This window comes from Streptomyces sp. ICC4, from assembly GCF_003287915.1.
Lineage (GTDB): Bacteria > Actinomycetota > Actinomycetes > Streptomycetales > Streptomycetaceae > Streptomyces > Streptomyces tritrimontium.
This window is the reverse complement of the sequence record NZ_CP030286.1, coordinates 2,377,672-2,401,549: the sequence shown is the minus strand read 5'-3', so window position 1 is coordinate 2,401,549 and position 23,878 is coordinate 2,377,672. Positions and strand designations below refer to the sequence as shown.

The 23,878-nt window shown below is 72.0% G+C and carries 22 protein-coding genes; 6 read left to right on the top strand and 16 right to left on the bottom strand.

The features are described from left to right. Positions 1-299 precede the first annotated feature (299 nt). The 3 genes from DRB89_RS11150 to DRB89_RS11140 all read right to left on the bottom strand — a co-directional run bounded on the left by DRB89_RS11150 (position 300) and on the right by DRB89_RS11140 (position 2,972). Complete coding sequence (locus DRB89_RS11150; RefSeq protein WP_112448119.1) at positions 300-1,949, bottom strand: beta-N-acetylhexosaminidase; 1,650 nt, start codon at positions 1,947-1,949, stop codon at positions 300-302. A gap of 149 nt (positions 1,950-2,098) precedes the next feature. Further along, positions 2,099-2,383: a DUF3039 domain-containing protein gene (locus tag DRB89_RS11145; protein ID WP_112448118.1), complete on the bottom strand. Its 285-nt coding sequence runs from the start codon at positions 2,381-2,383 to the stop codon at positions 2,099-2,101. A 28-nt stretch (positions 2,384-2,411) separates the two neighbouring features. Continuing rightward, positions 2,412-2,972, bottom strand: a complete 561-nt coding sequence (locus DRB89_RS11140) for a YqgE/AlgH family protein (RefSeq protein WP_112448117.1) — start codon at positions 2,970-2,972, stop codon at positions 2,412-2,414. Positions 2,973-3,246: 274 nt separating this feature from the next. Between DRB89_RS11140 and murA the strand changes: the two genes are divergently transcribed. After that, the gene (gene murA / locus DRB89_RS11135; protein ID WP_112448116.1) at positions 3,247-4,590 is read left to right on the top strand and encodes a UDP-N-acetylglucosamine 1-carboxyvinyltransferase; all 1,344 of its coding nucleotides are present in this window, start codon (positions 3,247-3,249) and stop codon (positions 4,588-4,590) included. A gap of 230 nt (positions 4,591-4,820) precedes the next feature. On the opposite strand, the gene DRB89_RS11130 is transcribed toward murA, so the two are convergent. From DRB89_RS11130 to DRB89_RS11115, 4 genes are all read right to left on the bottom strand, one after another. Continuing rightward, the gene (locus DRB89_RS11130; RefSeq protein WP_007264399.1) at positions 4,821-5,102 is read right to left on the bottom strand and encodes an HU family DNA-binding protein; all 282 of its coding nucleotides are present in this window, start codon (positions 5,100-5,102) and stop codon (positions 4,821-4,823) included. A 320-nt stretch (positions 5,103-5,422) separates the two neighbouring features. Then, positions 5,423-6,847, bottom strand: a complete 1,425-nt coding sequence (locus tag DRB89_RS11125) for an NAD-dependent malic enzyme (protein ID WP_112448115.1) — start codon at positions 6,845-6,847, stop codon at positions 5,423-5,425. A 532-nt stretch (positions 6,848-7,379) separates the two neighbouring features. Continuing rightward, positions 7,380-9,701: a UvrD-helicase domain-containing protein gene (locus DRB89_RS11120; RefSeq protein ID WP_112453318.1), complete on the bottom strand. Its 2,322-nt coding sequence runs from the start codon at positions 9,699-9,701 to the stop codon at positions 7,380-7,382. A gap of 129 nt (positions 9,702-9,830) precedes the next feature. Beyond that, positions 9,831-10,409 carry a CGNR zinc finger domain-containing protein gene (locus DRB89_RS11115; protein ID WP_112448114.1) on the bottom strand — a complete coding sequence of 193 codons (579 nt, stop codon included), beginning with the start codon at positions 10,407-10,409 and terminating at the stop codon, positions 9,831-9,833. Positions 10,410-10,684: 275 nt separating this feature from the next. Between DRB89_RS11115 and DRB89_RS11110 the strand changes: the two genes are divergently transcribed. Then, positions 10,685-11,446, top strand: a complete 762-nt coding sequence (locus DRB89_RS11110) for a nucleotidyltransferase family protein (protein WP_112451961.1) — start codon at positions 10,685-10,687, stop codon at positions 11,444-11,446. 162 nt (positions 11,447-11,608) lie between these two features. On the opposite strand, the gene DRB89_RS11105 is transcribed toward DRB89_RS11110, so the two are convergent. The 6 genes from DRB89_RS11105 to DRB89_RS11080 all read right to left on the bottom strand — a co-directional run bounded on the left by DRB89_RS11105 (position 11,609) and on the right by DRB89_RS11080 (position 18,055). Further along, positions 11,609-13,141 carry a DoxX family protein gene (locus tag DRB89_RS11105; RefSeq protein WP_112451962.1) on the bottom strand — a complete coding sequence of 511 codons (1,533 nt, stop codon included), beginning with the start codon at positions 13,139-13,141 and terminating at the stop codon, positions 11,609-11,611. A 222-nt stretch (positions 13,142-13,363) separates the two neighbouring features. Next, entirely contained in the window at positions 13,364-14,335 is a 972-nt protein-coding gene (rlmB, locus tag DRB89_RS11100; RefSeq protein WP_112451963.1) for a 23S rRNA (guanosine(2251)-2'-O)-methyltransferase RlmB, read from the bottom strand. Between the two features lie 121 nt (positions 14,336-14,456). Then, a complete protein-coding gene (cysS, locus tag DRB89_RS11095; RefSeq protein WP_112451964.1) occupies positions 14,457-15,857 on the bottom strand; it encodes a cysteine--tRNA ligase in 1,401 nt (466 codons plus the stop codon). Between the two features lie 103 nt (positions 15,858-15,960). Continuing rightward, on the bottom strand, positions 15,961-16,494 hold the full coding sequence (ispF, locus tag DRB89_RS11090) for a 2-C-methyl-D-erythritol 2,4-cyclodiphosphate synthase (protein ID WP_112451965.1): 534 nt from the start codon (positions 16,492-16,494) through the stop codon (positions 15,961-15,963). Then, the gene (ispD, locus tag DRB89_RS11085) at positions 16,484-17,239 is read right to left on the bottom strand and encodes a 2-C-methyl-D-erythritol 4-phosphate cytidylyltransferase (protein WP_112451966.1); all 756 of its coding nucleotides are present in this window, start codon (positions 17,237-17,239) and stop codon (positions 16,484-16,486) included. The genes ispF and ispD overlap by 11 nt, the downstream gene beginning before the upstream one ends. 333 nt (positions 17,240-17,572) lie before the next feature. Further along, a complete protein-coding gene (locus DRB89_RS11080) occupies positions 17,573-18,055 on the bottom strand; it encodes a CarD family transcriptional regulator (RefSeq protein ID WP_112451967.1) in 483 nt (160 codons plus the stop codon). Positions 18,056-18,659: 604 nt separating this feature from the next. On the opposite strand from DRB89_RS11080, the gene DRB89_RS11070 reads away from it, so the two are divergent. After that, positions 18,660-19,322: a DUF461 domain-containing protein gene (locus DRB89_RS11070; RefSeq protein WP_112451968.1), complete on the top strand. Its 663-nt coding sequence runs from the start codon at positions 18,660-18,662 to the stop codon at positions 19,320-19,322. A 114-nt stretch (positions 19,323-19,436) separates the two neighbouring features. Here DRB89_RS11070 and DRB89_RS11065 read toward each other — a convergent pair whose 3' ends face one another. Both DRB89_RS11065 and DRB89_RS11060 read right to left on the bottom strand, forming a co-directional pair. Further along, a complete protein-coding gene (locus DRB89_RS11065; protein ID WP_086575133.1) occupies positions 19,437-20,117 on the bottom strand; it encodes a response regulator transcription factor in 681 nt (226 codons plus the stop codon). Then, complete coding sequence (locus DRB89_RS11060) at positions 20,114-21,358, bottom strand: ATP-binding protein (RefSeq protein ID WP_112463259.1); 1,245 nt, start codon at positions 21,356-21,358, stop codon at positions 20,114-20,116. Before DRB89_RS11060 ends, DRB89_RS11065 begins: the two co-directional genes overlap by 4 nt. Before the next feature lie 223 nt (positions 21,359-21,581). Between DRB89_RS11060 and phoU the strand changes: the two genes are divergently transcribed. From phoU to DRB89_RS43680, 3 genes are all read left to right on the top strand, one after another. After that, positions 21,582-22,259, top strand: coding sequence for a phosphate signaling complex protein PhoU (gene phoU, locus DRB89_RS11055; protein WP_112449136.1), 678 nt, complete (start codon positions 21,582-21,584; stop codon positions 22,257-22,259). Positions 22,260-22,406: 147 nt separating this feature from the next. After that, the gene (locus DRB89_RS43685) at positions 22,407-22,553 is read left to right on the top strand and encodes a hypothetical protein (RefSeq protein ID WP_204357747.1); all 147 of its coding nucleotides are present in this window, start codon (positions 22,407-22,409) and stop codon (positions 22,551-22,553) included. A 109-nt stretch (positions 22,554-22,662) separates the two neighbouring features. Then, complete coding sequence (locus tag DRB89_RS43680; protein WP_204357746.1) at positions 22,663-23,001, top strand: hypothetical protein; 339 nt, start codon at positions 22,663-22,665, stop codon at positions 22,999-23,001. 39 nt (positions 23,002-23,040) lie between these two features. On the opposite strand, the gene DRB89_RS11045 is transcribed toward DRB89_RS43680, so the two are convergent. Further along, positions 23,041-23,802 (bottom strand): phosphoglyceromutase, encoded by a 762-nt coding sequence (locus tag DRB89_RS11045; RefSeq protein WP_112449135.1) that lies wholly within the window; start codon positions 23,800-23,802, stop codon positions 23,041-23,043. Between the last annotated feature and the right edge of the window lie 76 nt (positions 23,803-23,878).

Genomic DNA, 23,878 nt, shown 5'->3' with positions numbered 1-23,878 from the left:
CGCCTGCGGGTCGTCCCGGGGCCCCTGGGACGTATCCCGTGCCTGCGGTGCGTGCGTGGTCAACCCAGCTGCCCCTTCCCGATGTCCCGGTCCTGGCGCTCACGCCTGTCCGCCGTACGGTACGTGCTCACCGCCGGGACGTGGCAACTCTGGCACATCTTCCGGAGCACCGGAGGCGAGGGTCTCACGCCGGGCCCGGAGGCTGACCGGGGGGTGTGCGCGGCACGCTCCGGACCTGCCGGGCACAGGCGCGGACGGCCGGAGTCCGGCGGCCCGCGCGTCATCCGCACGGGGGTCCGTCACACGTTCGGGGGTGCTCCCTCGATCGGGCGGCCGAGCACTCCGGGCCTGCGCTGCCACGGCAACGGCCCGCCGGGAGCGCGGTAGTCGACCCCGAGCGCGTCCAGGCGCGGGTAGTGCGCCGCCATCCGCGCCTCGAAGTCCGCGTAGTCCCGCCGCTCCGGTTCCGGCAGCCGCGACCACACCGCTTCGGCGAAGGCCGCGAGGCGCGGGAACACCTGGTAGTCGATCCGGCTCTGGTTCTCCATCACCTCGGTCCACACGTTGGCCTGGGCGCCCAGCACGCGGGAAGCGGCCTCTTCCGACAACTTCGGCGGAACCGGCTCGAACCGGTACACATCCTCCAGTGTGCGGACGAACCCGATGGGCATCGGCTCGTCCCCGCCGTCCGCCTGACGGTGGTCCAGGTACACCTGCTGCTCCGGGCACATGACCACGTCGTGGCCGGCCTCGGCGGCGGCGATCCCGCCCGCGTACCCGCGCCAGGAGGAGACGGCCGCGCCGGGGGCGAGTCCGCCCTCCAGGATCTCGTCCCAGCCGATCAGCCGGCGGCCGCGCGCCGCGAGCCAGCCGTCGAAGTGCCGGATGAACCAGGACTGCAGGCCGTCCTCGCCGTCGACCCCCAGTTCCGCGATCCGCCCCTGCGCGACGGCCGAGGCCTTCCACTGCGCCTTGGGGCACTCGTCCCCGCCCACGTGCACGAAGGGCGAGACCTCGGCCGGGAACAGCTCCAGCAGCTCCTCGAAGACCCCCTCGTAGAACCGCAGGACGGCCTCGGTGGGCGCGAGCACGTTCTCGTTGATCCCCCAGTCGTCCCACACCTCCAGCGCGGCGGTGTCCACCACGTCGGTGTTGCCCAGCTCCGGGTAGGCGGCGATCGCGGCCTGCGAGTGCCCCGGCACGTCGATCTCCGGCACCACCCGCACGTGCCGCTCGGCGGCGTACGCGACGATCTCGCGGATGTCGTCCTGCGTGTAGAAGCCGCCGTGCGGGGTCTCGTTCCACAGCGGCGAGGCCCGGTGGCCCCAGCGGCTGCGCGCCCGCCACGCGCCCACCTCGGTGAGGCGCGGGTGGCGCTTGATCTCGATCCGCCAGCCCTGGTCGTCCGTCAGGTGCAGGTGCAGGACGTTGAGCTTGTGGGCGGCGAGCAGGTCGATGTAGCGCAGCACCCCGTCCTTGGGCAGGAAGTGCCGGGCGACATCGAGCATCATGCCGCGCCAGCCGAAGCGGGGGCCGTCGGCGATGCCCCCGATGGGCAGCCGCCACACCGCCCCCGGCAGAGGCGCCCGTCGGTACGCGTCGGGCCCGAGCAGCTGACGCAGCGTCTGGGCTGCGTAGAAGAGGCCCGCCTCGTCGGTCCCTTCGAGGAGTACGAGGCCGGGCGCGACGTGGAGCTCGTACGACTCGGGGCCGGTGTGCCGCGCGATCTCCGGGCGCAGCGCGAGGCGGATCACCGGGCGTCCGCCGTACGCGTCCCCCTGGGCTGGGGCCGGGAGCGCCCAGCCGGTGGCCGCGCCGAGCTCGCGGCGCAGCCACCGGGCCGCGCCTCTGACACCGGGTCCGGCGTGGAGCAGCGGGTCCGTGAGCTCGTACGTGCCGGCGTCGGCCGGGAATCGCGCGTACCGCGGCTGCGGGATCAACTCGGGCATGGGATCGGCTCCTCCACCGTTGCAACATGTGCAACGCACGTTTCACATGGCGCTTACGCGGCGACCCTAACCCGCCCCCGGGGCACGGAAAAGGCCCCCGGACGCAACCGTGCGCGCCGAGGGCCTTGGTCCCGCTCAGGGGGGCCGGACTACTTGTCCTTGCCGCCCTTGTCCTTGTCCCCGCCGGGGCCCATGGACTCGTAGATCTCCTTGCACATGGGGCAGACCGGGTACTTCTTCGGGTCCCGCCCCGGAACCCAGACCTTGCCGCAGAGCGCGACGACGGGGGTGCCCCCGAGCGCGCTCTCCATGATCTTGTCCTTCTGGACGTAGTGGGCGAAGCGCTCGTGGTCGCCGTCACCGTGGGACACCTGCGGCGTCGGCTCTACGAGGGTCCCCGTACCAGTCCCGCGATCGGGCTCAAGAGTGCTCATGGAGCAAGCGTACTGAACCCCGCCGGGGTCAGTTCAGCGACGGGTCGTCCGGATAGGTGGCCACCATCGCCAGCTCGCTGCGCTGGCGCCGCAGCACCGCGCGCCACAGCCGCTCCGGATCCGGGAAGGACACGTCACCGGGCTCGGAATCCACCACGTACCAGGCGCCGCCGCCCAGTTCCTCCTCCAGCTGGCCCGGGCCCCAGCCCGAGTAGCCGGCGAAGATGCGCAGGCCGCCGAGGGCCGCCGCGAGGAGCTCCGGCGGGGCCTCCAGGTCCACCAGGCCGATCGCCCCGTGCACCCGGCGCCACCCGAGCGGCCCCTCCTCCCCGGGGATGACGGCCAGCCCGAGCGCGGAGTCCAGCGCCACCGGGCCGCCCTGGAAGACCACCCCGGGGGCGCCGGCCAGCGGGGCCCAGGGCAGCAGGACGTCACCGACGCCCACCGGGGTGGGCCGGTTGAGGACGACGCCGAGCGAGCCCTGCTCGTCGTGGTCGAGCAGCAGCACGACCGCGCGGTCGAAATTCGGGTCCGCGAGGGCGGGGGTGGCCACGAGCAGCCGCCCTGTGAGGGAGGACACCTCGGTCATGCCGTCATGGTCTCGCACATTGGCCCGTGAGGGGGAGCGGACGCGGGGATCGGATCCCGCGCAGCTCAGGCGCGCGGCGGCAGCGCGGGGGGCGTTCGCCCGGCCGGCCGCGGACCCGGGCGGAAGGAGACGCTCCGCCACCTGGCGGGCACCCAGGGCGTTGTGGCGAATTCATGACAGTCCTACGGCCCCGTCAGCCATACAAACAAGGGGGTCGTGCCCCTTACCCTTTTGACTTGGCCCCCCGCCCACCCCTCTCCGGAACGCGAGATTCATGACCGGCATCAGTGACGATGTACTGCTTGTCCACGGCGGAACCCCGCTCGAGGGCGAGATCCGCGTCCGAGGCGCGAAGAACCTCGTACCGAAGGCCATGGTCGCGGCCCTGCTCGGCAGCGGGCCCAGCCGGCTGCGCAACGTTCCCGACATCCGTGACGTCCGGGTCGTGCGCGGGCTGCTGCAGCTGCACGGGGTGACCGTCCGCCCGGGCGACGAGCCGGGCGAGCTGGTCCTCGACCCCACCCACGTCGAGAGCGCCAACGTCGCCGACATCGACGCGCACGCGGGCTCCTCGCGCATCCCGATCCTGTTCTGCGGCCCCCTGCTGCACCGCCTCGGCCACGCCTTCATCCCGGGCCTGGGCGGCTGCGACATCGGCGGCCGGCCGATCGACTTCCACTTCGACGTGCTGCGCCAGTTCGGCGCGACCATCGAGAAGCGCGAAGGCGGCCAGTACCTGGAGGCCCCGCAGCGGCTGCGCGGCTGCAAGATCCGCCTGCCCTACCCCTCGGTCGGCTCGACCGAGCAGGTGCTGCTGACGGCCGTCCTGGCCGAGGGCGTCACCGAGCTCAGCAACGCCGCCGTCGAACCGGAGATCGAAGACCTCATCTGCGTCCTGCAGAAGATGGGCGCCATCATCTCCGTCAACACCGACCGGACCATCCGGATCACCGGTGTGGACAGTCTGAGCGGCTACAACCACAAGGCGCTCCCGGACCGCCTGGAGGCCGCCTCCTGGGCGTCCGCCGCCCTGGCGACCGGCGGAAACATCTACGTGCGCGGCGCGCAGCAGCGTTCGATGATGACCTTCCTCAACACCTTCCGCCGGGTCGGCGGTGCCTTCGAGATCGACGACGACGGCATCCGCTTCTGGCACCCGGGCGGCCCGCTCAACGCCATCGCTCTGGAGACGGACGTCCACCCCGGCTTCCAGACCGACTGGCAGCAGCCGCTGGTCGTCGCGCTGACCCAGGCGACCGGCCTCTCGATCGTCCACGAGACGGTCTACGAGTCCCGCCTCGGCTTCACCTCGGCGCTCAACCAGATGGGCGCACACATCCAGCTCTACCGGGAGTGCCTGGGCGGCAGCGCGTGCCGCTTCGGCCAGCGCAACTTCCTGCACTCGGCGGTCGTCTCGGGGCCCACCAAGCTCCAGGGCGCCGACCTGGTCATCCCCGACCTGCGCGGCGGGTTCTCGTACCTGATCGCGGCGCTCGCCGCCGAGGGCACCTCGCGGGTCCACGGCATCGACCTGATCAACCGCGGCTACGAGAACTTCATGGAGAAGCTCGTCGAGCTCGGCGCCAAGGTCGAGCTCCCGGGCGGCGACCTCGTCTGACCCCCGCCGATCCGCCGTCGGCCCCGGGCCGACGGCGGATCGGCACAGACCGACCCAGAACGCCCCCAGGGCCCCGTACAGGGCCTCTGGGGGCGTTCTGGCTCCCGGGGGCCACCCGGGCCCCGCAAGCGCCGAGAGGCGGCCACCCGGTGCCGGGTGGCCGCCTCTCGCGTACTACGTACTACTACTGCCGTCCCAAGGGCCTGTGCGGCCCTCGGCACAAGGGCGGACTACTTGCCCTTGGCGGCTTCCTTGAGCTTGGAGCCCGCGGAGACCTTCACGCTGTAGCCGGCCGGGATCTGGATGGGGTCGCCGGTCTGCGGGTTGCGCGCGGTGCGAGCGGCACGGTGGGTGCGCTCGAAGGTCAGGAAGCCGGGGATGGTGACCTTCTCGTCGCCCTTGGCGACAATCTCGCCGACGGTCTCGGCGAGCGCGGCCAGAACGGCGTCGGCGTCCTTGCGGGTCACCTCGGCGCGCTCGGACAGAGCGGCCACCAGCTCACTGCGGTTCATGTTGTACTCCCGTGTTCAACGTGCCTTAGAGGCGTGAGATCGAAGCCGATGCTGCCAGGGCCCTAGGACAGTCCCCGGACCCGGGTCTGACGTCAGACCCTCTCGCCCGGTTACGCATCCTGCCCCCACCAGCGGCGGGAAAGCCAATCCGGCACCCGCCGGGGTCACACGAAAAGCGCCACAGTCACGCCGCGGTGACGCTCCGTCCGCACCAGAAGGCGTCCGGAGGGTGTCCGGAGACGCGGACCGCGGGCCACGCGGGCATCCCCGCAACCCTAGAGGCGCCCCGGGGGGCCCGCATCCCGCGACGCGCCGGGGGATCAGACGGAGGTGGGGCCCGCCACGGCCGGCGTGGCGGCCTTGCGGACGGCGCCCGCGACCGCGCCCGCGACCTTGTCGTTGAAGACCGACGGGATGATGTAGTTCGCGTTCAGCTCGTCCTCGCCGACCACGTCGGCCAGGGCGGCCGCCGCTGCCAGCATCATGCCGGTGTCCACCGTGCGCGACTGGGCGTCCAGCAGGCCGCGGAACACGCCCGGGAAGACCAGGACGTTGTTGATCTGGTTCGGGAAGTCGGAGCGGCCGGTGGCCACGACGGCGGCGGTCTGGCGGGCCACGGCCGGGTCCACCTCGGGGTCCGGGTTCGCGAGCGCGAACACGATCGCGCCTTCGGCCATGGCGGCCACGTCGTCGCCGCTGAGCACGTTCGGGGCCGAGACGCCGATGAACACGTCGGCGCCGACCACGGCCTCCTTCAGGGTGCCCGTGTAGCCCTCGGGGTTGGTGTTGTCGGCGATCCAGCGCAGCGGGGAGTCCGCCGCCGCGTCGACGAGGTCGGGGCGGTCCGCGTGCACGACGCCGTGGATGTCGGCACTGACCGCGTTCTTGACGCCCGCCGCGAGGAGCAGCTTGAGGATCGCCGTGCCGGCCGCGCCGGCGCCCGACATGACGACCTTGACGTCGCCAACTGCCTTGCCCACCACGCGCAGCGCGTTGGTGAGGGCGGCGAGGACCACGATGGCGGTGCCGTGCTGGTCGTCGTGGAAGACGGGGATGTCGAGGGCCTCGCGCAGCCGGGCCTCGATCTCGAAGCAGCGGGGCGCGGAGATGTCCTCGAGGTTGATGCCCGCGAAGCCCGGCGCGATCGCCTTGACGACGGCGACGATCTCGTCGGGATCCTGGGTGTCCAGGCAGATCGGCCATGCGTCGATGCCCGCGAAGCGCTTGAAGAGGGCCGCCTTGCCCTCCATGACGGGCAGCGCGGCCATCGGGCCGATGTTGCCGAGGCCCAGCACGGCGCTGCCGTCCGTCACGACTGCGACGGAGTTGCGCTTGATGGTCAGGCGGCGGGCGTCCTCGGGGTTCTCGGCGATCGCCATGCACACGCGGGCCACGCCCGGGGTGTAGATCATCGAGAGGTCGTCGCGGTTGCGGATGGGGTGCTTGGACGCCATCTCGATCTTGCCGCCGAGGTGCATCAGGAAGGTTCGGTCGGAGACCTTGCCGAGGCTGACGCCCTCGATCCCGCGGAGCTTCTCGACGATCTCGTCGGCGTGCGCCGTGGACGTCGCGGCGATGGTGACGTCGATACGGAGCTTCTCGTGGCCGGATGCGGTCACGTCGAGGCCGGTGACCGAGCCACCGGAGGACTCCACGGCGGTGGTGAGCTGGGAGACCGCGGTTCCGCTCGCGGGCACTTCCAGGCGGACCGTCATCGAGTACGAGACGCTGGGCGCCGTTGCCATGGCCGTGTTCCTCTTCTGTCCCTGGTTTTTCTGTACACACGCAGGGCCCCGCGCCTCTTGCCTAGAACACGGCAGGTGTGGCAGGACCTGTTGTCCGATCGTCCCACCTACCAGCCGGTACGAGGTAACCAGCTACAAATTTCGGAAGAACTCTTCCACCATACGAGATAAGTGGGGCCCGCGGAATGGGTGGTCCATACAAAAAGGTCCGCGCCCCCCACCGGAGTGGGGAGCGCGGACCTGATGATTCCTACGTCTATGACACCGACCCGCCATGCTCGCCTCGCGGCAAGTGGTCGCTCTAAGCGACGAAGGTTGGGCCCGGGGGCTTGGATCGAGTCGGTGCCGTAACCCAGGCTAACAAAGGTTCGCCCGAAGTGATCCCCCTACCGGCGGCCGGTTTCGGCCGACCACGCCCTTGGCCGCCGACCATCCGGCCGTACCCCGCCGCACCAAGCCGTACGAAGCCCTGGGCGGGCCGGGAGACGGTGGTGAACCGCCCCCCGGCCCAGGGCTCCGCCCCGGCCTCCGGCTACGGCTGCAGCAGGGCGGCGACGCCCGCCGCGTCCGGGGTGTCGCGCGCGGTGGAGATCACCGTCAGTTGCTGCGTCGCACGGGTCAGGGCCACGTACAGCACGCGCAGGCCCGCCGGGGACTCGTCCGCGATCTCCGCCGGGGAGACGACCACCGTGGCGTCGTACTCCAGCCCCTTCGCCTCCAGGCTGCCGAGCGCGACCGCACGCTCCCCCAGGTCCGCGAGCCAGCCCGCGGCCTCCACGCGCCGGTCCATGGCCACGACCACGCCCACCGTGCCGTCCACCTGCTCCAGCAGCCTGCGGGTCTCCTCGCGGACCGTGTCCGCGAGATCGTCCGCCACCGCCGTGAAGCGCGGCTCCAGGCCCGTCGAGCGCACCGCCGTCGGCGGCTCCGTGCCCGGGGCCGCCAGCTTCAGCACCCGGGAGGCGACCTCGGCGACCTCGGCCGGGTTGCGGTAGTTCACCGTCAGGGTGAACCGCCGGCGCGGCCGCGATCCCAGCGCCTCGTCCCGCGCGGCCGCCGCCTCCTGCGGATCGGTCCACGAGGACTGCGCCGGGTCGCCGACCACCGTCCAGGTGCCCATCCGGCCCCGGCGGCCGACCATCCGCCACTGCATCGGCGTCAGGTCCTGCGCCTCGTCGACGATGACGTGCGCGTACTCGGTGCGCTCCGCCGCGAGCCGCTCGGCCCGCTCCCACTGGGTCTCCTCGCGGGTCGGCATCAGCTCCTCCAGCCCGCTCAGCTGGTCGAGCGGGTCCATCTGCCGCTTGCGCTTGGGCCGCGCGGGCGCGCCGACCAGCTGGTGGAGCTCGTCCAGCAGCGCCACGTCGTGCACCGACAGCGGACCCTTGCCGTCCGGGCCCACCCGGCGCAGGGAGCGCGCCATCTGCCGGGTCTCGCGCGGGTTCAGGTCGCGGCGCGACCAGCGGCCGAGCTTGCGCTCGTCGGCCATCGCGGCGAGCACCGCGCGCGGGGTCAGCTCCGGCCACCAGGCGTTCAGGAACTCGATGAACGCGTCCTCCGTCGAGATGTCCTCGTCGAAGGCGGAGCGCAGCTCGGCGGCGAGCTCCGGGTCGCTGTGCCGGCCGGCCCCGCCGGACTTGGAGTACAGCGCGTCCAGCAGGAGCTTGCGGGCGCGCGGGCGCAGCAGGTTGACCGGGGCGGTGCCGGACAGGACGTTCTGCCGGATCCGGTCGAGGTCGCCGGCCTCCAGCTCCTGGCGGCGCCCGAAGGCCACCACGCGCAGCCGGTCGGGGGCCTGCGCCCCGCCGGGGCCGCCGAGTTCGAGGGCGCCCCGCACGGCCTTGCGCAGCACCTTCAGCATCCGGGACGAGCCCTTGATCCTGGCCGTGGACGGGTCGTCGTACGTGGTGGCCTCGGCCCCGTCGACGAGCGAGCCGAGCGCGCGGATGGCGACCTGGCCCTCCTCGCCGAGGGAGGGCAGGACGCCCTCGGTGTACGCGACGAGGAGCGGGGTCGGGGAGACGATGAGGATGCCGCCGGAGTAGCGGCGCCGGTCCTGGTAGAGCAGGTAGGCGGCGCGGTGCAGGGCGACGGCGGTCTTGCCGGTGCCCGGTCCGCCCGCGACCTCGGCGACCGAGGCCGCGGGGGCCCGGATGACGAGGTCCTGCTCGGCCTGGATGGAGGACACGATGTCGCGCATCGAGTGCGTGCGGGCCCGGCCGAGGGCGGCCATCAGTGCGCCGTCCCCGATGACGGGCAGCTCGCGCCCGTCGAGGAAGGCGGTCACCTCGGGGCGCATCAGGTCGTCCTCGACGCCGAGCACCTTGCGGCCCTTGGAGCGGATGACGCGCCGGCGTACGACGCGGCCCGGCTCCTTGGGCGTGGAGCGGTAGAACGGCGCGGCCGCGGGGGCGCGCCAGTCGATGACGAGCGGCGCGTAGTCGGAGTCGAGGACTCCGATGCGGCCGATGTGGAGCGTCTCGGCGATGTCGGCCGTGAGATCGGCGCGGATCGCGTCCTCGGCGGGGGCGACGGAGGTGAAGGCGCCGTCCGGACCGCGCTCCCCGTCCTTGCCTTGGACCAGGTCGACCCGGCCGAAGAGGAAGTCCTCGAATTCGTTGTTGAGACGGTTGAGGTGGATTCCGGCCCGGAAGACCTGTGCATCCCGTTCGGCGAGCGCGCCGGGCGTGCCGACCTGGCCACGCTTGGCGGCGTCGTTCATCAGGAACTCCGCCTCGTGGATCTTCTCCTCAAGGCGTCGGTACACGTGATCGAGATGCGTCTGCTCGACCGCGATCTCCCGATCGCGGACGGAATCCGCCGTGCTGTCGACAGCGGCATTCTGCGCGGCCACCAAGGCCCCTTTCTGACGTGCATGGGCGACCGTCAACCGTACGCGAACGCGCCCGCGCGCGCACGCCCGTTCCGGGACGGGTCGCCGATCAAGACGAACATCACGTCGGCCGGGTGCCCGGTCGCCGCGCTAGCCGGGGCGGGATTCCAGGACGCGGCGGCGGTGGCGGGCCACGCGCTCGCGGTTCCCGCACAGCTCACTGGAGCACCAGCGGCGCCGGTGGCCGCGCGAGGAATCGAGGTAGAGGCGGGCGCACCCGTCGCCCGCGCAGGCCCGCAGCAGGGCGCGCTCCGAGGGATCGGTGAGCAGTTCGACGGCGTCGCGGGCCACGGCGGCGAGCAGTCCGGCGCATTCGACTCCGCCGCACAACTCCCGGACGAGGTGCCCTTCTTGGTCCTGTACGGCACACAGGCCCGGGGGTGGACCGGCGGCCGCCGCGTTGACCCGGGCCAGCGCGGGCGCCGGCGGCGCGGACCCGCCGAGCTCGGCGCGTACGAGGCTCTCGACATCGGCGCGGAGCATGCGGAAGGCCTGCGCCCAGTCGGCTCCCACCGGGGGCAGCGGCGTCCGGCCGGGCACCAGTCCGGCCCCCTCCAGCCACTGCCGCAGCTCGTCGCCGTCCCGGATCCCCTCGCCCCCCTCGGCGTACCTGCGGGGATCGAAGGTGGCCACCAGGTCCAGGCAGACCCGCCCGGATTCGAACCACATGCCCGTCACCGCCTCCCGCTCGGGGCGTGCCCCCAGAGTGCCCGTCCCCCGGCCCGGCGGCTAGTGCTGTGACCGGGAAGGTCCACCGGGTCGCGGCGCCCGGCACGGCACCTCGCCGCGTTGTCGGACCACGGCGGTACGTCCAGTACGAGCCGCGGCCCTCCGCCTTGCGAGGCACCGCACCGAACACCGCGACCCGGCAAACCTTCCCAGCCACAGCACTAGCCCTCACCCTCGCCCCGCATCCACCCCAAGTACCGGACACGGACACGGACATGACCCGCGCCGAGTGTGCGCCCCGACCCCACGCAGCCGCGTTCCCGGCCTCCCCGACCCAGGCAGTCGTCCTGGCGGGCGGCCAGGGTTCGCGGCTGCGGCCGTACACGGACGACCGCCCGAAGCCGATGGTCGAGATCCCCGGTACGGGCGTGCCGATCATCGGGCACCAGCTGGCGTGGCTGGCCTCCGAGGGGGTGACGGACGCCGTCGTCTCGTGCGGGCACCTCGCCGAGGTGCTCCAGGAGTGGCTGGCCGGGGCCGAGTTGCCGCTGCGCGTGACCACGGTGGTCGAGGACGAGCCGCTGGGCCGCGGCGGCGGTCTGAAGTACGCGGCGCGCCGGCTACCGCGGCCCGAGGAGGCCTGGTTCGCGACCAACGGCGATGTGTGGACGCGCTTCTCGCTGCGCGAGATGGCGGCCTTCCACGCCGAGCGCGGGGCGACGGCCACCCTGGCGCTGGCCCGGCCCCGGATTCCGTGGGGCGTGGTGGAGATCAACGAGTACGGGCACGTACTGGACTTCATCGAGGCGCCGCAGTCCCCGTATCCGGTGAACGCCGGCGTGTACGTCTTCGGGCCCGAATTCGCCGCGTTGCTCCCCGACTTGGGCGACCACGAGCGTACGACGTTCCCGCGGTTGGCCCGCGAGCGGCGCCTGGCGGGCTTCCCGCTGCCCCAGGGGGCCTACTGGCGGGCGATCGACACGGCGAAGGACCTGACCGAGGCGGCACGGGAGTTGGCCGCGCAGGGCGGCGCGTAGGGCCTCCTCGGCCCTGTCCCGGCCCCACGGCCGCGCTCAGCCTTCCGCTCCCAGCCCTCCGCCCCCACCACGAAGACGAGAGGGGCCCGGCACGCTCTCGCGTGCCGGGCCCCTCTCGTCGTGTGGTCGTACGGTCCGGCCTCCGGCCTCGGGCCGAAGTCCTCAGCCGAGGAGTCCGCCCACCAGTCCGGGCTTCTTCGACGGCGCGTCCCCGGTCCCGCCGGGGGTCCCGGAGGAGCTGGCCGGGGGCTTCTGCGGCGTGGACTGGCGCGGGGTGCTGCGCGGGGTCTGGCTGCCGGTGGTGCCCCGGGTCGCGGTCGGGGACGATCCGGACCCGCCGGTGCCGGGGGAGGCCGAACCGGTCGCGCCGCGGCCCGACTTGGCGGCCGGCGAGGAGGCTCCGGCGGAGGGCTGTGCGGCGGGCTTGGACGGGGTGGGCCGTACGGGCTGCTGCTGTTGCGGGGTGCTGGGCAGCGGCCGCCCGGGCAGGTAGTTGCTCGGGGCCTCTCCCGGTCCGGGGACGGTGACGACCGTGGTGGAGCGGACGGCGCCGCCGAGGAGCGAGCCGATGAGCAGGGTGAGCCCGCAGACGACGGTGGCCATGACGGCTCCGCGCCGCAGTACGCGGCGGCGCAGGCGCCAGACCTCGGAGCGCGGGCCGAGCGTGCGCCAGGCCTCGCTGGCGAGGCGCCCGTCCAGGGAGTAGACGGGGGCGCCCGCGATGATCAGGGGGCTCCAGGCGGCGAGGTAGATGATGTCGGGCGCGTCGTAGGCGGGAACGGTCTTCCAGCTCACGGTCATGAGCAGGGCGGCGGACAGGAGCGCCCCGAAGCAGGCGGCGAACCGCTGCCACAGGCCGAACACCGTCAGCACGCCCACGATGACCTGGAGGAAGGCCACGCTCAGGCCCGCGCCGACGGGGTGGGCGAGCGCGAAGTCGCGCAGCGGCTCGGCGAGCGCCCAGGGCTGGAGGGTGTGCAGCCAGGTGACCATGGAGCCGCGCTCGCCACCGTCGAAGTAGACGGGGTCGCACAGTTTGCCCATGCCGGCGTAGATGGAGATGAAGCCGAGGAAGACGCGGAGCGGGAGCAGCACGACGCCGAGGTTCATCCGGCGGCCGGGGTAGTACGAGGCCTGGCCGCGGGTGTCGCCGGGGGCCCGGCGGGAGTCCGTGCCGGGCCCGGGGCCCTCGCCGTACGGGGCGCCGTGGGCCTCGTACGGGTGGTCGCGCAGGGCGGGCTGCCGGCGGGTCTCGTCGAGGTCGCCGTAGCTGCGCTGGCCGATGACGGTCGGGGTGGCGAGGGTGTCGTCGGCGAGGTCGTGGGCGAGGTCGATGCGCGGGATGACCTGGGTGGCTCCGCCGTCGTACTCGTCGTGCCCGCGCCCGTGCTCGCGTACGGCCTGGAGCAGGCCGCCCATGGCGGCGCTGGCCGCGGCGTCGCCGGGGGCGGACTTGCCGCTCCACACGACGGGGCGGCGGCGGGCCGCGCCGGCTCCGGCGGCGGCGAGGGCCCCGCCGAGCGCGGGGGCGAGCCCGGAGGCGCCCGCGGGCCTGGGACGCGCGCTGGGGCTCGGTGCGAGCCGCACGCGGAAGCTGGCGTGGTTGACGATGACCTGTGCGGGGTCGCACGGCACCTTGACCATGCTCAGCGCGGGCTGGTCGTCGAACCCTGGCGTTCTGGTGTCCACACTCATCTAACCGAGTGACGGGTGTTTAGGACACTGCCTTGACATCAGGGATGTGTCCGAGACCCGTCAAATCAAGCCACCCCGCCCACGGGGGACGGGGTGGCACGCTCACGGGTCACGCCGTGTGAGCCAAGTGGATCAAGCAGATCCCGCGGATCCGGTCAATCCGGTCGATCCCACGGATCCGGTCGATCCCACGGATCCGGTCGATCCCGCGGATCCGGTCGGTCAGGCGCGGCCGCGGGTGGCGCGGCGGCGGGCGGCCTCGTAGAGGACGACGCCCGCGGCGACGCCGGCGTTGAGCGATTCGGCGCCGCCCGGCATCGGGATGCGCACGAGGTAGTCGCAGTTCTCGCCGACGAGGCGGCCCAGGCCCTTGCCCTCGGAACCGATGACGATGACGACGGGGCCGCCCAGCGCTTCGAGTTCGTGGACCTCGTGCGTGCCCTCGGCGGCGAGGCCGACGATGGTGATGCCGGCCTTCTTGTAGTCCTGGATGGCGCGGGTCAGGTTGGTGACCCGGGAGACCGGGGTGCGGGCGGCGGTGCCGGCCGAGGACTTCCAGGCGCCGGCGGTCATGCTGGCGGCGCGGCGCTCGGGGATGACCACGCCGTGGCCGCCGAAGGCGGAGACGGAGCGGACGATCGCGCCGAGGTTGCGGGGGTCGGTGACGCCGTCGAGGGCGACGATGAGCGGGTCCTCGCCGTTGTCGTACGCGGCGGCGGTGAGCTCCTCCGGGTGCGCGTACTCGTACGGCGGGACCTGGAGGACCAGGCCCTGGTGGTTGAGGCCGTTGGTCAGCCGGTCGAGCTCGGGGCGCGGGGCTTCCATCAGGTTGATGTTGCCGCGCGCGGCCGCGAGCTGGAGGGCCTCGCGCACGCGCTCGTCGTTGTCGATGAACTGCTGGACGTAGAGGGTGACGGCCGGTACGCCGTCGCGCAGCGCCTCGAAGACCGGGTTGCGGCCGACGACCATCTCGCTGGTGCCCTTGGGGCCGCCGCGGCGCGGGGCCGGGCGGCGCTTGGCGGCCTGGCGGGCCATGGCGTTGCTGATGCGGTTGGCTTTGTGCTTCTTGCGGTCCTCGGCCTTGGGCGTGGGGCCCTTGCCTTCGAGGGCCTTGCGCCGCTGGCCACCGCTGCCGACCGTCGCGCCCTTCTTGTTGGACGTGCGGCGGTTCCTGCGCTGGCTGTTCCCGGCCATGACCTCTACCTGTTTCGTTGGTGCTGCGATATGTACGTATGAAGAGTGTGCCGCCCGGAACGCCGGGCGGCCCAATCTGAGTGCGCCAGTGGGACTGCGCGGTGGGGCCGCTCCGGGTGGCTCAGCGGGGGCCGAGCGTCCAGCGGGGGCCCGTGGGGCTGTCCTCGATGACGAGGCCGGACTGCTGCAGCTGGTCGCGGATGGCGTCGGCGGTGGCCCAGTCCTTGCGGGCGCGGGCGGACTCGCGCTGCTCCAGGACCAGGCGCACGAGGGTGTCCACGGCTCCGTGGAGGTCCTCGCCGCGGTCGGCTTCGCCCGCCCAGTGCGGGTCGAGGGGGTCGAGGCCGAGGACGCCCAGCATGGCCCGTACCTCCGACAGGCGCGCGATGGCCGCGTCCTTGTCGTCGGCGGCGAGCGCGCTGTTCCCCTGGCGGACGGTGGTGTGGATGATGGCGAGCGCCTGCGGGACGCCCAGGTCGTCGTCCATGGCCTCGGCGAAGGCGGGCGGGACCTCGGCGGCGGGCTCGACGGTCTTGCCGGCCTTCTCGATGACGCGCTGGATGAAGCCCTCGATGCGGGCGAAGCCGGACTCGGCCTCGCGCAGGGACTCCACGCTGTACTCGATCATCGAGCGGTAGTGCGGAGTGCCGAGGTAGTAGCGCAGGACGATCGGGCGCCAGACCTTGAGCATCTCGGAGACGAGGACGGAGTTGCCGAGCGACTTGGACATCTTCTCGCCGGAGAGGGTGACCCAGGCGTTGTGCATCCAGTACTTCGCGAACTCGTCGCCGTAGGCCTTGGCCTGGACGATCTCGTTCTCGTGGTGCGGGAAGATCAGGTCGAGCCCGCCGCCGTGGATGTCGAAGGCGCTGCCGAGGTACTTGTGCGCCATCGCGGAGCACTCGAGGTGCCAGCCGGGACGGCCGCGGCCCCACGGGGTCTCCCAGTCGGGCTCGCCGGGCTTGGAGGCCTTCCACATGGCGAAGTCGCGCGGGTCGCGCTTGCCGGTGATGCCCGACTCGGCGGGCTGGCGCAGGTCGTCGATGTCCTGGTTGGAGAGCTCCAGGTAGCCGGGGAAGGAGCGCACGTCGAAGTAGACGCTGCCGTCGGCGACGTAGGCGTGGCCGCGCTCGATGAGCCCGCGCATCATCTCGATCATCTCCGGCACGTGGCCGGTGGCGCGCGGCTCGTACGTGGGCGGGAGGCAGCCCAGCGCGTTGTAGCCGTCGTTGAAGGCGCGCTCGTTCTCGTAGCCGATGGACCACCAGGGGCGGCCCTGGGCCTCACCCTTCGCGATGATCTTGTCGTCGATGTCGGTGACGTTGCGGATGAAGGTGACGTCGAGCCCGCGGTGGGTGAACCAGCGGCGGGCGATGTCGAAGTTCAGGTACGAGCGGACGTGACCGATGTGCGGAGCCGCCTGCACGGTGGCGCCGCAGAGGTAGATCGAGACGCAGCCCGGAACGAGCGGGATGAAGTCACGGATCTGCCGGGCGCTGGTGTCGTACAGGCGAATAGTCACGGCATCCAGGGTAGTGCGCCCGTAGCAGTGCCCCGCGACCCTTTCGGTACGCGGGGCCCGCTTTGTTGTCGAAGAGCCGCGGGAGCGGCCCCCGTACGGGGTACTAGGCCCGGTTCGTCCGGTAGACGAGGGCCGTGGCGATGGCGGCGAGGCCTTCGGCGCGGCCGGTGAGGCCCAGTCCGTCGGTGGTGGTGCCGGAGAGCGAGACGGGGGCGCCCGCCGCGGCGGTGAGCGTCTTCTGTGCTTCTTCGCGCCGCTTGCCGATCTTGGGGCGTACGCCGATCACCTGGATGGCGATGTTGCCGATCTCGAAGCCTTCGGCGCGGACGATGCGGGCGGCCTCGGCCAGCAGCGTGATCCCGGCGGCGCCGGACCACTCGGGGCGCGAGGTGCCGAAGTGGGCGCCGAGGTCGCCGACTCCGGCGGCGGAGAAGAGGGCGTCGCAGGCGGCGTGCGCGGCGACGTCGCCGTCGGAGTGGCCGGCGAGGCCGTCCTCTCCCTCCCAGAGCAGGCCGGCGCACCACAGCTCGCGGCCGGTCTCGAAGGCGTGGACGTCGGTGCCGATGCCGACGAGCGGGATCACGGGGGCGTCGGTACGGGCGGCGCCGGCGGCGGCGCTGTCGGGACTAGTAGGCATCGGTGGCCCTCCTGCGGGCGAGTACGGCCTCGGCGAGGACCAGGTCGAGCGGGCGGGTGACCTTGAAGGCCTCTTCGTGTCCGGGGACCACCACGACGGTGACGCCGAGCTGTTCCACCATCCCGGCGTCGTCTGTGGCGCCCTCGCCGTCGGCCGTGCCCGCCGCGAGCTTCTCGTGCGCGCGCAGCAGCGTGGCCACGTCGAAGCCCTGCGGGGTCTGTACGGCGCGCAGCCGGGCCCGGACGGGGGTGGCGACGACCGGCTCGGGTTCGCCGGGCCGGCCCGGCTCGACCTCCTTGACGGTGTCGGCCAGCGGCATGGCGGGCACGACGGCGGGGGCGCCGTCGCGGACGGCCTCGACGATGGAGTCGACGGTGTCCACGGGGACGAGCGGGCGGGCCGCGTCGTGGATGAGTACGGCGGTGATGTCGGCCGGGAGGGCGGCGAGGCCGGCGCGCACGGACTGCTGGCGGGTTTCGCCGCCGGCGACGACCAGGACCTCCGTGCGGTCGGGCAGCGCGTGCTCGTCGAGCATGCGGCGCACCTCTACGGTGTCGGCCGGCGGGGCGACGACGACCACGAGGGAGACGGCGCGGGAGCGCGCCATGGCGCGGACGGCGTGGATGAGCATGGGCAGTCCGCCCAGGGTCCGCAGGGCCTTGGGGGCGCCGGGACCGAGCCGGACCCCGCGGCCGGCGGCCGGGATCACCGCGGCGGTGCGATGGGGGCGCGATTCGTCAGACATCAGTAGCTCCGAGCCAGGTTTGTGACTTCGGCCGACATGGGTATGGCCTGAAGGGTGCCGGGTGCGACGCCCTCGCCCCTTCCGTGACGACCGGTCGAGTCGGCTGCCCGGACCCGGCACGCCAGTGAACGATGTCGGCTTGTTCAGCACAGGTGTTGTCAACGGATCTTGTTGTCAACAGGTCGAGTTGTCGACAGGCAGTGGATATCAACAGGCAGTGGATACAGACATGCCGCAGCGCCCGGCAACAAGTTTCCTTGTCATCGGGCACCGCGGCACAACTCTATGTACGACCGGGCGACTGTGCGTGACCGGGGCGTACGGGTGATCGCGTCAGGACGCGAGCACCTCGTCGAGGAGGGCTTCCGCCTTGTCCTCGTTGGTGTTCTCGGCGAGCGCGAGCTCGCTCACCAGGATCTGGCGCGCCTTCGCGAGCATGCGCTTCTCGCCCGCGGAAAGCCCGCGCTCACGCTCACGACGCCACAGGTCGCGCACGACTTCGGCGACCTTGATGACATCGCCAGAAGCGAGCTTCTCCAGATTTGCCTTGTAGCGCCGTGACCAGTTCGTGGGCTCTTCGGCAAACGGTGCGCGGAGCACCTCGAAGACCCGTTCCAGGCCGTCCTGGCCGACTACGTCGCGAACGCCGACGAACTCCGCATTGTCCGCAGGCACGCGAACGGTCAGGTCGCCCTGGGCGACCTTGAGCACCAAGTAGGTCTTGTCCACGCCTTTGATCTGGCGAGTCTCAATGGCCTCGATCAGCGCGGCCCCGTGATGGGGATAGACCACGGTGTCGCCAACCTTGAACGTCATGTGACAGGTACCCCTTCCGTGGCTATCCAGGGTAACACGAGAATCGACCGTTATGAATGGCGTTTTCGCAGGTCAGGGCACATCTCGGGGCTTGACAACACGGACAGGAACGTGCTGCGGGAGGCTTCCGGGAGAGGGTATTCGCAGGTCGGAGGCTCTGTGCGGACCGACCGAATCGGCCGCGCCGCGCCCGGCCAAGACCCCCGCCGGTGTGACGTACGTCCTGTTTTGCCGGTTTCCGGGGCGGGAAACCGAACTACTCCGTTCGACTGGCGACCGCCCCGGCGGGGCGCGTTCCGGCCCAATCCGGAATTCGATCACCGGCGGTGTTCGAAGGAATCCGGAAATTGATCATCGGACGTCCATCGGCCATTTCCCCGAATGCAAAGATCACCCGGCCGCGGCGGCGCCGGGACACGACCCGGACAGGGCGGCCCCCGCGCTGCGGAGGGTCGGGTGCGGGCGCGGGGCGACGGCTCGGTAACCTAAGCGCGCTGCACCCCCTTAGAGCGGCTTTACTTCGGCCGTTCCCGAGGGGCCCCTCCCTGCGACGACCGGGGGAGTCCACCCTTCCGATTCGTACGTCCAAGGAGAAGCCGCCGCCGTGAGCCGCAGCCTTCGACGCGGCGCCCTCGCCGCCACCGCCGTCGTGTTCTCGATCGCCTCGCTGGCCGCCTGCGGTGCGGGCCAGGATGCGCAGACTCTCCAGGTCAAGCCGGACAACGCCGCCGTCACCAAGGGCGACATCAAGATTCAGAACGCCCTGGTGGTCACGCAGGAGAAGAACAAGAAGGGCCCGGCCGCCGTCGCAGCGACGCTGTTCAACGCCGGTACCAAGGATCAGACCGTCGACGCCATCACTCTTCCGGGTGGCAAGGCCACCGTGACGGTGAAGCCCGCGGGCGGCGCGTCCAAGCTGGTCGTACCGGCCGGCGGCTCCGTGGTCCTGGGCGGCAAGGGCAACGCCTCCGCCATCATCTCCAGCGGCAGCGAGTCCGTCCTGGACGGCGACGCGCAGAAGGTCGTCTTCCAGCTCAGCTCCACGGGTGACGTGGCGCTGGAGGCCTTCGTCGTCCCGGCGACCGGCATGTACGCGGGCGTCGGCGCCACCGAGGCCCCGGCCGCGGGCGCCAGCCCCTCGGGCAGCCCGTCCGGCAGCCCCTCGGGCACCCCCTCCGGCTCGCCGGGGGCCACGCCGTCCGGCTCGGCCTCGGGCAGCCCCGCGGGCAGCCCGTCCGGGTCCTCGTCCCCCAGCGCCGGCCACTGAGGCGCGCAGCACCGTACACACGGCAACGGCCCCCGTCCGCTCGATGCGGACGGGGGCCGTTGCCGTACGGCTTCCACGGGGTGCCCACGGTACGGCTATGGCTACGGCTACGGCTTACGGCTCGAACTTGTAGCCGAGGCCGCGGACCGTGACCAGGTAGCGGGGCGCGCCCGGGTCGGGCTCGATCTTGGCGCGCAGGCGCTTGACGTGGACGTCGAGGGTCTTGGTGTCGCCGACGTAGTCGGCGCCCCAGACCCGGTCGATGAGCTGCATGCGGGTCAGCACGCGGCCCGCGTTGCGCAGCAACATCTCCAGCAGGTCGAACTCCTTCAGCGGGAGGTCCACCTTGGCTCCGGAGACGGTGACCACGTGGCGGTCGACGTCCATGCGGACGGGGCCCGCCTCCAGGGCCGCCGGGGTGACCTCCTCCGGCTCGCCGCGGCGGCGCAGGACCGCGCGGATGCGGGCGACCAGCTCCCGCGAGGAGAAGGGCTTCGTGACGTAGTCGTCGGCTCCTATCTCCAGCCCGACGACCTTGTCGATCTCGCTGTCCTTGGCGGTCACCATGATCACGGGGACGTTGGAGCGGCCGCGCAGCTGCCGGCAGACCTCCGTGCCGGGCAGGCCGGGGAGCATCAGGTCGAGGAGGACGAGGTCGGCGCCGTTGCGCTCGAACTCGTCGAGCCCGTCGGGCCCGGTCGCGGCGATCGCGACCTCGAAGCCCTCCTTGCGGAGCATGTAGGACAGGGCGTCGCTGAAGGATTCCTCATCCTCGACGACGAGCACTCGGGTCACGGAAGGACCTCCGGGGCAGGGATGGCTGGTGCGGTGTGAGGTTCGAGCTGGGGGGTGGCGGGGGCGGAGGCCGTCGCCGGGGCCGGCGCGGCCGCTTCGGGGAGTCGCAGGGTGAAGGTGGAACCCTGGCCCTCCGAGCTCCATACCGACACCTCCCCGCCGTGCGAAGCCGCTACGTGCTTCACGATCGCGAGGCCCAGGCCGGTTCCTCCCGTGGCGCGGGAGCGGGCCGGGTCGACGCGGTAGAAGCGTTCGAAGATGCGCTCGCGGTCCTTTTCCGGGATGCCGATGCCCTGGTCGGTCACGGCTATCTCGATCAAGTCTCCACCCGGCGCGGTGACCCGGCGCGCGGCGATGCCGACGCGGGTGCGGGCGGGGCTGTAGTTGACGGCGTTCTCGACCAGGTTTCCGAGGGCGGCCGCGAGCTGCCCCCGGTTTCCCCATACCCGCAGGTCGGCGGTGCCGCCGGCGGCCATGGTGATCTGTTTCGCGGAGGCCGTGTGGCGGCAGCGGTCGATGGCCTCGGCCACGAGCGTGTCCACGCGGACGGGCTCCGCGTCCTCCAGGGGGTCGTCGTTCTGTACCCGGGAGAGGTCGATGAGTTCTTGTACGAGGTTGATCAGGCGGGTGGCCTCGATCTGCATGCGGCCGGCGAAGCGGTGCACGGCCTCGGGGTCGTCCGAGGCGTCCATGACGGCCTCGGACAGCAGGGAGATCGCGCCGACCGGGGTCTTGAGCTCGTGCGACACGTTCGCGACGAAGTCGCGGCGCACGGCCTCGATGCGGCGTGCCTCGGTGAGGTCCTCGACCAGGAGGAGCACCAGGCGGGAGCCGAGCGGGGCGACGCGCGCCGATACGGCGAGCGCTTCGCCGCGGCCGGTGCCGCGCCGGGGCAGGTCGAGCTCGACCTGGCGTATCTCTCCGTCGCGGCGGGTGTCGCGGGCCATGTGGAGCATGGGCTCCACGGCCAGCTTGCCGCCGCGGACCAGGCCGAGGGCATATGCCGCCGAGCTGGCCTTGACCACCGCGTCGCCCTCGTCGAGGACGACGGCGGAGGAGCGGAGCACGGAGAGGACCGTGTCCACGCCTGGTGGGAGCACCGCGTTGATGTCGGGGCGCATGGAGCTCCGGGTGGGGCGGGCTTGGTCGCGCTCGCTCCAGCGGAACGCCAGCATCGCGATCACACCGGTGCAAAGACCGGCGATCGCTGCAGCTGCGGCGACCGCCGCGTTCACGTCCATGACTCCAGGTTAAGCAGGCATGACGACACTTCCACAGCCGTTCGGGTGGCACCTCGAACAGTCGTCGCCCAGAGTTCACCCTGACGACGGGGTTGATTCACTTGTGGTGCCGGAGTCGGTCGCGTTCGAGGTTCACCGTGGCAACGTGGGGCCGATGGCCCCACCGGCCCGCCCCCGGGCAGCAGGACCGCAGTAGCAGTAGGTCGAGAGAGGGACACGAGACATGCGTGACGCGTACCACGAGGAACTGGACTCGATCGGTGAAGGCCTGGTCGAGATGGCCCGGCTGGTCGGTTCCGCCATCGGGCGGGCCACGACCTCCATGCTCGACGCCGACCTGAAGCTCGCCGAGAGCGTCATCGCCGCCGACCAGAAGGTGGACGACCTCCAGCACGACCTGGAGGCACGGGCCATCGCGCTGCTCGCGCGCCAGCAGCCGGTCGCCACCGACCTGCGCATCGTCGTCACCTCGCTGCGCATGAGCGCGGACCTGGAGCGCTCCGGCGACCTGGCGCAGCACGTGGCGAAGCTGGCGCGGCTGCGCTTCCCGGACACCGCGGTCCCGCGCGACCTGCACGCCACCATCCTGGAGATGGGGCAGCTGGCGCAGCGCCTGATGGCGAAGGCCGCCGAGGTCATCATCACGAAGGACGTCGACCTGGCGCTCCAGCTGGAGCAGGACGACGACGAGATGGACCAGCTGCACCGCACGCTGTTCCAGCACCTGATGGACGACCGCTGGAAGCACGGCATCGAGACGGCCGTCGACGTGACGCTGCTGGGCCGCTACTACGAGCGCTTCGCGGACCACGCCGTGTCGGTCGCCAAGCGCGTCGTCTACCTGGTGACGGGCGAGCACGCGGACGAGCTCCAGCCGCCGACGCAGGTCGAGGGCGTCTGAGTCGGCGCGTCTGAGTCGGCGCGTCCGGGCCGGCGCGGCCGGGCGTCCGATCGGCGAGGGCGGCAACGAGCCCCCAATGCGCCGTTGACGCGCCGGTTCGGCTGGGCATGAATGAGGGCGAAGGCACACCGCCTACGAGGAGGATCCATGCCCGATTCCCCCGTCCCCATCACTCCTGAGCACGAAGCGCAGCCCCCGGAGGCGCTCCGCCTGCCGCTGCTCGCGGCCTGCGGCTGCGGCTCGGGCTGCGGCTGCGGCTGCCAGTCCGGCGCCCCCTGCCAGTGCGGCGGCTGACCGCCGCCGCCCTGCTCGACCCGCCCGAAGGGCCCTGCCCGACCTCCGTGTCGGCCGGGGCCCTTCGCACCGTTCCCGGCCGGACCGGGCCAGGAGGAAGGAAGCAGCCGTGCGCCACGGCCGCCCCGGCAAAGAGCAGTTGCGGCGCAACTTCGACAGCGTCCTGACGCAGGTCCTGTCCGGGCGGGGCGTCCGCACCGAGACGGGCCTCGACTCGCAGACCGAGAAGGCCCTGTGGGCGGTCAGCCGCGCCCACCCGGACCCGCCGGACGCGCTGGTGGCTGCGGCGTACCGGGCCTTCGCCGGCCAGATCGACGGCACCAACGCGGCCGAACGGCGCGCGGAGACGGCCCGCAAGATCGCCGAACGCTGTTCCAACGGCCGTTCTCGTCTCTCACGTCACCCTCCCCCGGCCCGCAGCGGGCCCGGGGTAGACGAAAACCCCTGACCTGCGCCGTGTGCGCAGGTCAGGGGCTTATCGCTATAGCTACTTCTTCTTGCCCTGGTTCTTGACGGCCTCGATGGCCGCCGCCGCGGCGTCCGGGTCGAGGTAGGTGCCGCCCGGGTTGAGGGGCTTGAAGTCGGCGTCCAGCTCGTAGGAGAGCGGGATGCCGGTCGGGATGTTCAGGCCCGCGATGTCGGCGTCGGAGACCCCGTCGAGGTGCTTGACCAGCGCGCGCAGGGAGTTGCCGTGCGCGGCGACCAGGACGGTGCGGCCGTCCAGCAGGTCCGGGACGATCGAGTCGTACCAGTACGGGAGCATGCGGACGACGACGTCCTTGAGGCACTCGGTGCGCGGCCGCAGCTCCGGCGGGATGGAGGCGTAGCGCGGGTCCTCGGACTGCGAGAACTCCGTGCCGTCCTCGAGCGCCGGCGGCGGGGTGTCGTACGAGCGGCGCCACAGCATGAACTGCTCCTCGCCGAACTCGGCGAGGGTCTGGGCCTTGTCCTTGCCCTGGAGGGCGCCGTAGTGGCGCTCGTTCAGGCGCCAGGAGCGGTGGACCGGGATCCAGTGGCGGTCGGCTGCCTCGAGCGCCATCTGCGCGGTGCGGATCGCACGCTTCTGGAGGGACGTGTGAACCACGTCGGGGAGAAGGTCGGCGTCCTTCAGGAGTTCGCCACCGCGGACTGCCTCCTTCTCGCCCTTCTCGTTGAGATTGACGTCCACCCAGCCGGTGAACAGGTTCTTCGCGTTCCATTCGCTCTCGCCGTGGCGGAGGAGGATCAGCTTGTACGGTGCGTCGGCCATGCGTACGAGCCTAATGGACGCGCCCGGCCGCCCGCGCGCGGTGTGTACGGCGTGTGGAGGGGCCCGGATTGACGGC

Coding starts and splice junctions, on each gene's coding strand:
- DRB89_RS11150 (WP_112448119.1), bottom strand. CDS start 1,949: ATGCCCGAGTTGATCCCGCAGCCGCGGTACGCGCGATTCCCGGCCGAC.
- DRB89_RS11145 (WP_112448118.1), bottom strand. CDS start 2,383: ATGAGCACTCTTGAGCCCGATCGCGGGACTGGTACGGGGACCCTCGTA.
- DRB89_RS11140 (WP_112448117.1), bottom strand. CDS start 2,972: ATGACCGAGGTGTCCTCCCTCACAGGGCGGCTGCTCGTGGCCACCCCC.
- murA (WP_112448116.1), top strand. CDS start 3,247: ATGACCGGCATCAGTGACGATGTACTGCTTGTCCACGGCGGAACCCCG.
- DRB89_RS11130 (WP_007264399.1), bottom strand. CDS start 5,102: ATGAACCGCAGTGAGCTGGTGGCCGCTCTGTCCGAGCGCGCCGAGGTG.
- DRB89_RS11125 (WP_112448115.1), bottom strand. CDS start 6,847: ATGGCAACGGCGCCCAGCGTCTCGTACTCGATGACGGTCCGCCTGGAA.
- DRB89_RS11115 (WP_112448114.1), bottom strand. CDS start 10,409: ATGTGGTTCGAATCCGGGCGGGTCTGCCTGGACCTGGTGGCCACCTTC.
- DRB89_RS11110 (WP_112451961.1), top strand. CDS start 10,685: ATGACCCGCGCCGAGTGTGCGCCCCGACCCCACGCAGCCGCGTTCCCG.
- DRB89_RS11105 (WP_112451962.1), bottom strand. CDS start 13,141: ATGAGTGTGGACACCAGAACGCCAGGGTTCGACGACCAGCCCGCGCTG.
- rlmB (WP_112451963.1), bottom strand. CDS start 14,335: ATGGCCGGGAACAGCCAGCGCAGGAACCGCCGCACGTCCAACAAGAAG.
- ispF (WP_112451965.1), bottom strand. CDS start 16,494: ATGCCTACTAGTCCCGACAGCGCCGCCGCCGGCGCCGCCCGTACCGAC.
- ispD (WP_112451966.1), bottom strand. CDS start 17,239: ATGTCTGACGAATCGCGCCCCCATCGCACCGCCGCGGTGATCCCGGCC.
- DRB89_RS11080 (WP_112451967.1), bottom strand. CDS start 18,055: ATGACGTTCAAGGTTGGCGACACCGTGGTCTATCCCCATCACGGGGCC.
- DRB89_RS11060 (WP_112463259.1), bottom strand. CDS start 21,358: ATGGACGTGAACGCGGCGGTCGCCGCAGCTGCAGCGATCGCCGGTCTT.
- phoU (WP_112449136.1), top strand. CDS start 21,582: ATGCGTGACGCGTACCACGAGGAACTGGACTCGATCGGTGAAGGCCTG.
- DRB89_RS43685 (WP_204357747.1), top strand. CDS start 22,407: ATGCCCGATTCCCCCGTCCCCATCACTCCTGAGCACGAAGCGCAGCCC.
- DRB89_RS11045 (WP_112449135.1), bottom strand. CDS start 23,802: ATGGCCGACGCACCGTACAAGCTGATCCTCCTCCGCCACGGCGAGAGC.